General features: G+C 71.2%; 7 protein-coding genes and 1 pseudogene. 3 read left to right on the top strand and 5 right to left on the bottom strand.

The window, feature by feature from the left end:
* Positions 1–1,270, bottom strand: a pseudogene (locus tag VR44_RS10455) (purine-cytosine permease family protein); the annotation flags it as partial.
* A gap of 245 nt (positions 1,271–1,515) precedes the next feature.
* On the opposite strand from VR44_RS10455, the gene VR44_RS10450 reads away from it, so the two are divergent.
* Positions 1,516–3,054, top strand: a complete 1,539-nt coding sequence (locus VR44_RS10450) for an FAD-dependent monooxygenase (RefSeq protein WP_045947145.1) — start codon at positions 1,516–1,518, stop codon at positions 3,052–3,054.
* A 157-nt stretch (positions 3,055–3,211) separates the two neighbouring features.
* Here VR44_RS10450 and VR44_RS10445 read toward each other — a convergent pair whose 3' ends face one another.
* On the bottom strand, positions 3,212–3,682 hold the full coding sequence (locus VR44_RS10445; protein ID WP_045947144.1) for a flavodoxin family protein: 471 nt from the start codon (positions 3,680–3,682) through the stop codon (positions 3,212–3,214).
* A 164-nt stretch (positions 3,683–3,846) separates the two neighbouring features.
* Between VR44_RS10445 and VR44_RS10440 the strand changes: the two genes are divergently transcribed.
* Positions 3,847–4,482 (top strand): hypothetical protein, encoded by a 636-nt coding sequence (locus tag VR44_RS10440; RefSeq protein WP_157880262.1) that lies wholly within the window; start codon positions 3,847–3,849, stop codon positions 4,480–4,482.
* Positions 4,483–4,535: 53 nt separating this feature from the next.
* Here VR44_RS10440 and VR44_RS10435 read toward each other — a convergent pair whose 3' ends face one another.
* On the bottom strand, positions 4,536–5,414 hold the full coding sequence (locus VR44_RS10435; protein WP_045947147.1) for an ATP-grasp domain-containing protein: 879 nt from the start codon (positions 5,412–5,414) through the stop codon (positions 4,536–4,538).
* 226 nt (positions 5,415–5,640) lie between these two features.
* Here VR44_RS10435 and VR44_RS10430 point away from each other — a divergent pair, with 226 nt between their 5' ends.
* Positions 5,641–6,198 carry a DM13 domain-containing protein gene (locus VR44_RS10430; protein ID WP_045947142.1) on the top strand — a complete coding sequence of 186 codons (558 nt, stop codon included), beginning with the start codon at positions 5,641–5,643 and terminating at the stop codon, positions 6,196–6,198.
* Positions 6,199–6,292: 94 nt separating this feature from the next.
* On the opposite strand, the gene VR44_RS10425 is transcribed toward VR44_RS10430, so the two are convergent.
* Positions 6,293–6,520: a hypothetical protein gene (locus VR44_RS10425; RefSeq protein WP_045947141.1), complete on the bottom strand. Its 228-nt coding sequence runs from the start codon at positions 6,518–6,520 to the stop codon at positions 6,293–6,295.
* Between the two features lie 238 nt (positions 6,521–6,758).
* Positions 6,759–7,679 carry a hypothetical protein gene (locus tag VR44_RS41070; RefSeq protein WP_052713537.1) on the bottom strand — a complete coding sequence of 307 codons (921 nt, stop codon included), beginning with the start codon at positions 7,677–7,679 and terminating at the stop codon, positions 6,759–6,761.
* Positions 7,680–7,787: the final 108 nt, after the last annotated feature.

Here is a 7,787-nt window from a genome sequence, read left to right as displayed (position 1 = left end):
GCATGCCCCGGCGGAACTCCGGCCGGAGCGGGGACAGCTTCAGCACGTATTTGTTGATGCCGATGTCGGTGGCGACGGTGACCACCCAGGCGATCGCGCAGTTCGAGTAGAAGCCGAGCAGACCGCCGAGGAAGCTGAACATGTCGGCTTCCATCAGGACGAGCGCGAAGGCGAGATTGACCAGGACGAAGACCATGCGGCCGGGGTAGTGCCGGGTGACGCGGGTGAAGGAGTTCGTCCAGGCCAGTGAGCCGGAGTACGCGTTCGTCACGTTGATCTTGATCTGGCTGATGACCACCAGGACCACGGCCAGCGGGATGACCGCCCAGGACGGCATCATCGCGTCGAACGCGCCCCGGAACTGCCGGATGGGCTCGGGCGCGGCGGCCGGTCAGGCCTCGGCGATGACGTAGACGGCGAGGAAGACGCCGATGGCCTGCTTGAGCGCGCCGAGCACCACCCACCCGGGTCCGGCCATGACCACGGCGGTCCACCAGGCGCGCTTGTTCGCCTCCGTCCTGGGCGGCATGAAGCGCAAGTAGTCGATCTGCTCGCAGATCTGCGCGATCAGGGACAGGCACACACCCGCTCCGAGCATCACGGAGGCGGTGTCGACGGCGCCGTCGCCGTCCGTGCCGGCGTAGGCCAGGAAACGGTCCACCGTGCCGGGGTCGTGGGCGACGAGGTAGACCAGCGGACCGACCATCAGCAGCAGCCAGAGCGGGGTGGTCCACACCTGGAGCCTGCTGAGCGCCTTCATGCCGTAGACGACCAGCGGGATCACCATCAGCGTGGAGACGGCGTAGCCCAGCCACAGCGGCAGCCCGAGCCCGAGTTCGAGCCCCTGGGCCATGATCGAGCCTTCGAGGGCGAAGAAGATGAAGGTGAAGCTGGCGAAGATGGCACTGGTGAGGACCGAGCCGTAGTAGCCGAAGCCGGAACCGCGGGTGATGAGGTCGAGGTCGATGTTGTAGCGGGCGCCGTAGTAGGCCAGGGGGAAGCCCGTGACGAAGATGACGACCGCGGCGACGGCGATGGCCAGGAGGGCGTTGCCGGTGCCGTGGGCCAGGCCGATGCCGGCGCCGATGGAGAAGTCGGCCATGTACGCGATACCGCCGAGGGCGGTGGTGGCCACGACCATGGGGGTCCAGCGGCGGTAACTGCGCGGCGCGAAGCGGAGGGTGTAGTCCTCCAGTGTCTCCCTGACGGCCTGACCGGCAGCGGTGTCCGCCGTGCCCGGTACGGCCTGTCGTGACTCGGTGGTGCTCATCTCGCCGCCTCCAGCTGCCCGTTCGTAGCCTCGTCGGCCGGTCACGCTAGGAAGCGGTTGTTACCCCGGGCGCGCACCGCTGTGAACTCCGTGTTGCCACCGGCGCGCCGGGCGGCCTGAGCCGCTGGGCCGGGGTGCCGGTGGTCTGTCGGTGGCTTGCCGGTGCGATGTCGGTGGGGGCTGCCACCGTTGGAGGGGTCAGGCCGGACACCCGTCCGGCCTGGAGTTCCAGGAGGGGATCTTTCGTGCATGACGTGGTGATCGTGGGGGCCGGTCCGGTGGGTCTGGCCCTGGCCTGCGAGCTTGGCCTCGCGGGCTGTTCCGTACTGGTGCTCGAACGGGAGTCGGGGCTCGGCTCCCCCTTACGTTCGGCCCCGCTCGGAAGGCGCGGGCTGAGCGGCGCGTCCGTGGAGGCGTTCTACCGGCGCGGACTGCTGGAGCCACTGCTCGCGGCGTCGTCGGGCGTTCGAGAGGTGTTCGGCGCGGCGCCCGAGGCGGGTGCGCCGACAGGGCCCAGGTTCGTCGGCCACTTCGCCGGCATCATGCTCGACGGGGACCAGGTCGACGTCGCGGCCCTCCCCTTCCGGCTTCCCGGACCGGCGCCCGAAGCGATGGTGACGGACCTCGACACCGTCGAGACGGTGCTGTCCGGGCACGCGTCCAAGCTCGGAGTGGAGATCAGGCGCGGAGTGAGGGTCACGGCCGTCTCCCAGAACGGGGAGAGCGTGGTCGCACGAGCCGGCGCGGACGCCTACGAGGCACGCTGGCTGGTCGGCTGCGACGGCGGACGCAGTACGGTGCGCAGGCTCGCGGGCTTCGAATTCGTCGGCACCGAGCCGCAGTTCACCGGCTACACCATGCAAGCCACTCTCGCGGACCCCGAACGTCTGCGCCCGGGGTTCCACCTGACGCAGGAGGGCATGTACCTCCGGGTGCCCAACGACGGGCACATCGCCATGATGGACTTCGACGGCGGTGCGTTCGACCGTTCGCAGCCGCCGACCCGCGAGCACCTCCAGGCGGTTCTGCGCCGCGTGTCCGGCATCGACGTCACGATCGGCGAGGTCCACCTCGCCTCGAGCTTCACCGACCGGGCGATGCAGACGACGGCCTACCGGCGGGGACGCGTCCTGCTCGCGGGCGACGCCGCCCACATCCACTCCCCCCTCGGCGGCCAGGGGCTGAACACCGGCCTCGGCGACGCCGTGAACCTGGGGTGGAAGCTCGCGGCGACCGTGCGCGGGTACGCGCCGGACGGGCTCCTCGACACCTACGCCGACGAGCGCCACCCGATCGGCGCGGCGGTGCTCGACTGGACGCGCGCCCAGGTGGCCACCATGAAGCCGGAACCGCACGCCCAGGCGATCCAGGCGGTGGTTCGCGATCTCATCGCGACCCGCGACGGAGCGACCTACGTGTTAAAGAGGCTGTCAGGGGCGTGGATACGGTACGACCTCGGCAGCGAGCATCCGCTCGTCGGCCGCAGCGCCCCCGACTTCCGTTTCGAGGACGGCACCCGCCTGGGCGACCTCATGGAGAACGGGCGGGGCGTCCTGCTCGATTTCAGCACCGACCGACGTCTGCGCGCTTCCGCAGCCGGCTGGGAGGACCGGATCCGGTACGCGGCCGGGACGGCGAGGGACGACCTCGGTTTGGGCGCCGTACTGGTGCGGCCCGACGGCGTGGTCGCCTGGGCGGGTGACCGTCACCCTGACCGCGAGGCGTTCGAGCAGGCGGCCGGCCGTTGGTTCGGCGGTCCGACCCTGAGGAGGCCGATCCGGTAGGCGACCTTGGCCGGGTACGGGGTTGCCCGGCCCTGGGCGCCCCGGCAGCCGCCGGTCCCCACGAGGGTGGTGCGGTGGCCGGCCGGGGTGTTCCCGCCGGGTGCGCTGGGACGGCTGCTGTCGAGAGGCGGGGTGAGTTCTCCCGGGGCGGCGTGCGTCAGGACGCCGGCCCTCGCCCGTCCCGCAGCCGTTCGGCGAAGGCCTGTGCGGCGGCCAGGTCCTCGCCGTTCGGCCGCCGCTTGTTGATGCCGCCGACCAGCTTGAAGGGCGTCCACGTGTCGAAGGCCCGGCACGAGAAGCTCCCCTCCACCTCGAAACCCTTGCCTTCGAGAAGCCGGACCAGGGGGCGGGTGAAGGGGGCCGGCGGTACCTCGGGGAGCCCGCTGGTGGCGAACACGAACGCCCGGCCCCGCCCGTTGGGCAGTGCTTTGACGAAGTCGGTCAGGCGGGGGTGGAGCCTGCTGTAGAAGACGCCCGAGCCGAATCCCACGAGGTCGGCGCCGCTCAGCTCCGTCGGATCGGCCTCCTCGGGAGAGACGACCCTCGCACCCAGCACCTGGCCGATGCTGTCGGCGACACGCCGCGTGTTGCCGTGCGACACGGATACGCACACGATGATGACCTTCATGCTCACGACCCCTTTTCTCACTCGTCTCCGTAGTGAGACAGCGCGGCCGCGTCAGATGTGACACCACCCGAATGTCGAGGCGGCGGCCTCTATTGCCCCCCCGGGCCGTCCGGTGCTGCACTGTTCCCGTCCGTGCATCACGGCACGAGGGCGGGGGCGGCACCATGCAGGCACGCCGGTTCGGGTACCAGGTCTCGCCCCGCAACGCCATGAGCAGCAGGGGGATGACCCGCAACGTCAACACCGCCCGGCGCACGGACACGCGGCTGCACGAGGCGTCCGTGGTGTCGACCGCCGCCTGGGTGGCGGCCGTCGCGGCCGTCGTGTTCCTCTGGTGGGTGATCGGCCCCGAACCGTGGCTGTTCCTGGCCGGGGGCGGCGCCTTCATCCTCGCCGCCATGGTCAGCTCCGAGGCGGGCAAGGCCAGGAAGGCCTTCGAGGCGGGGATGGCGCTCCTCGGCGAACACCCGTGGCAGGTCTGGCCGTGCCGGCTCGAGGTCACCGGCGTGACGGGACGGCACCGGATCCTGCTGCTGGCCCCGGACGGAAGTGCCGCCCGCAGCTACGTGGCCCGGGTACCCGAATCGGTCTGGTACGGAATGACCGATGGCATCGGCGCACTGTGGGTCTGCGGCGACCTGCGCTTCCTGGTCGTCATGGCCCAGCCCGGCGGTACCCCGCTGTGGATCGCCCACCCCGAGCCGGCCTCCGCAGCCTCCACCGCCCCGGCCGACCCCACCCTCATCGCCGACCTGGCCCGCACCGCGGGACGGGCCGCCGTCGAGGACTGGTTCACGTAGGCCGCCGCGCCGGCCGCCGCCGTTGAGCGTGGACGGCCCGCCCGCTGCACGTACTACGAACCGACCAGAAGCGCGGCCAGTTCGGCTCGGCTGCTCGACCGGTGCAGATCACTGACCTGGCCGTCACCGACCTCGACGACACGCCACACCCCGTCCGTGCGAAGGGCCACGTCGGTGGTGACGAACCTGCATCCCAGGCGCCGCACCGCCGGCCGGACGTGATCGAGGTCGGGCACCAGTCCGCGCCCGAACGGACTGTCCGGATGGGGCGTCAGCCATCTGGGCTCACCGTCGAGCCACCAGACGCGCACTTCAGCCGCGACGGACTCAAGCCGTGAGAACGCCTCGAAGGCGCGGAGAACGATCCCGCCGGCCAGGAACTCCTCCTGCAGCTCCACGAAACGCCGCACGATCCGCGTCAGCCCCACGGCGTCGGCGAGATCGGGTACGAAGCACGCCTGCTCCCACTCGTGCTTGCGCGATTTGACGTAGTCCTTCACGATTCCCGCGCCTGACGGCAGGGACGCGGCGAGAGCTGCCAGATCCTCGGCGGTCACCATCCCACCGGGCTCCGTGGGACGCCAGACGCTCGCCGGCGTGACCTCGGCGAACATCGCGTACCAGCCCGGCAGTTCATGAGACTTCCGGTACTGCTCCGGAGTCACGACCAGCTCGGTGCCGCGCCGGTTCAGCGCCTCGGCCAACGCGGCGTATCGATCGCTGGGAATCATCCAGCCCCGGTACCACGCACGTCCCAGCCCAGCCGGAACCTGCGCGACCGCCTCCCGCGCGTCACCCCGCAACAGCGCGTCGTGGTCGATCAAGGCCACTGCCCCGCCACAGGCGCGGACCTCGCGGGCCTCCGGCGCGAAGTGTTCGTCCACGCGTCGAGGGTTGAACGCATCACGGCAGTACAGGACGGGCATCGGCATGGCCGCCACGCTACGCAACCTCCGGCTCTCGGGCCACGGGATTCCGTGCCGGGCCGGCCTCGTCAGCGACGCCCCCGGCCGTGGAACCGTATGGGTACCGGGGCAGGTGTCAGGGACGCGGGGGCGGGCGGCGCCCGTAAGACTTCCGTCACCAGGTCAGAGCTGGTGCCATCGGCCGGGGGCGCGTTGAATGGCCGGCGACGGACCGGCGAGGAAGGGCACTTCGGTGGCGAAGACGAAACGACGGGGACGGCTGTGGGCCGGGCTGCTGGCCGCGGCCGTGTTGGCACTGGGCCTCGGTGTGTACTGGTTCCAGCCGTGGAAGCTGTGGCAGGACTCGACCGTCCGCGAGGCCCTCCCCACCACATCCGGAAAGGCCGCCCAACCCGGACCCGGGTCCTCGGCGGTGCCCCCGGGAGCTCCGACAGGCCCGCAGACCCTGGCCCGGGGCACGTTGATCAGCCACGAGCACACCACCACGGGCACCGTGGCGCTGATCCGGCTCCCCGACGGCTCGCGCACGTTGCGGCTGGAGGACCTAGACACCAGCAACGGTCCGGACCTGCGCGTGTGGCTCACGGACGCGCCGGTCAAGGAAGGGGTGGCCGGCTGGACCGTCTTCGACGACGGAAAGCACGTCAGCCTGGGCAGGCTCAAGGGCAACAAGGGCGACCAAAACTACCAGATCCCCGCAGACGTGAACCTGGCCGACTACCGCAGCGTCACCATCTGGTGCGACCGCTTCGACGTCTCCTTCGGCGCGGCCTCCCTCACCGCCGTGTGATCCGCCACCGGGCCACCTCGGGGACGAGGGGTCACAGGTCCCCGACCGCTGCGGCACGGGACCGGACGTCATCGGGCCTGAAAAGCCTTGCCCGTCAGGCGACCTTCCGGCGAGCGGGCCCCTTCCGCGTCCTCACCCCGATCGCGACGAGCACCAGACCCACGGCGAAGACTCCGAGGTAGGCGCTGGTCGGAAGGCCGACGACCTTGTGCATCCAGCCCCACTCCGTTCCGAAGAAGGCCTGTGAGCCGAAGCTGATGAGCCCCTGGGCTCCTACGACGTAGCCGATGCTCTCGATGGTGTATCCGATGGTTGTCCGCACGGACCAACTCTCTCGCGGCCCCCTCGCAGGATCGTCCTCCACAGGACCGAGAACGCGGTAGGCCGAAGGATGCAGTGGCCTGCGGATGCCGCCCTGCACCCCACCCCCTGCGGACCCCGCGCCTCCGCGACGAGTTCCCCTCACCCAACGGTCCCCTGCCCGCGGCGGTGCAGAGGGCGGACGCGAGCCGTCTCCGGCGCCCGAAGGACGCCGGAGACGGCTCGGTGCGAACCCGCACTCAGGCGGTCGGGGCCTTCTGGGCGTTGAGCAGGGCGACCAGGGCGGCGCTCAGGTCGGTCACGACCATGCCGGCCTTGGCCTTGGCATCGGCCGCCGGGGCACCCTTCTCGGCGACCACCAGCAGGCCGTCGACGGAGCCCTTGAGCTTGTCGATCGCGGCGGAAGCCTGCTCGACACGGGCGGACTTGGGGGTGACGGCCGGAAGCACGGTGGGCGGCTTCGCGGGCACGACGGCCGGAGGCTCCGCCACCGGCTCAGCCGGCTTCACGGGCTCGGCAACCGGGGGCTTCGCGGCCGGAGGCTGCGCCACCGGCGGCTGGGCGACGGGGGGCTTCGCCACGGGGTCGGCCGGCTTCACGGGCTCGGCAACCGGGGGCTTCGCCGCCGGGTCGGCCGGCGGCTGGGCGACGGGAGGCTGGGCCACGGGGTCGGCCGGCTTCGCGGGCTCCGCGACGGGAGGCTTCGCCACGGGGTCGGCCGGCTTCGCGGGCTCTGCGACCGGCGGCTTGACCACCGGGTCGCCCGGCTTCGCGACCGGGTCGGCCGGCTCGGCCGGCGGGTCCGCAGGCTTCGCCGGGGTGTTGACGACGGGCTTCGCCGGAGCCTGTGCGGCCGGGACGGCCTTCTTCAGGTCGGCGAACGCAGGCTCGATCTTCGCCTTCACTGCGGCCAGTTCGGCCGCCGACACCTTCCCGTCCGGCGACTTCAGCACCGCCGAGAGCAGATCCGTGACGGGCTCCAGCATCCCGGCGGCAGCGCCGAGCGACTGAACTTGTGCGAGCAGCGCGTCACTGCCGGGGACGGCCTGTCCGGTGACGCTGGCGGGCGGTTCTTCGGGACCGCGGGCTACTGCCGCGATACCCGGCGAGGCGGTGAGCAGGGTCAGACAGAGGGCGGCGGGAACGGAATAGCGGGTCATGCGGTACAACGGCTCGCTCCTGTTCGGTGATGAGAGTGAGGTGTGGCCGAAGTCGGCCCGGGGCGGGGTGCCCTCTACCACTCACCGCCACTCCGTCACGCGCCGCAA

Origin of the sequence: Streptomyces katrae, from assembly GCF_000966975.1 — a bacterium.
Taxonomy (GTDB): domain Bacteria; phylum Actinomycetota; class Actinomycetes; order Streptomycetales; family Streptomycetaceae; genus Streptomyces; species Streptomyces katrae.
This window is presented reverse-complemented; position numbering and strand designations above follow the sequence as displayed.

What these genes read in the sequence shown, in the direction of transcription:
- VR44_RS10445 (WP_045947144.1), bottom strand. Translation starts at nt 3,682, where the DNA reads ATGAAGGTCATCATCGTGTGCGTATCCGTGTCGCACGGCAACACGCGG.
- VR44_RS10440 (WP_157880262.1), top strand. Translation starts at nt 3,847, where the DNA reads ATGCAGGCACGCCGGTTCGGGTACCAGGTCTCGCCCCGCAACGCCATG.
- VR44_RS10435 (WP_045947147.1), bottom strand. Translation starts at nt 5,414, where the DNA reads ATGCCGATGCCCGTCCTGTACTGCCGTGATGCGTTCAACCCTCGACGC.
- VR44_RS41070 (WP_052713537.1), bottom strand. Translation starts at nt 7,679, where the DNA reads ATGACCCGCTATTCCGTTCCCGCCGCCCTCTGTCTGACCCTGCTCACC.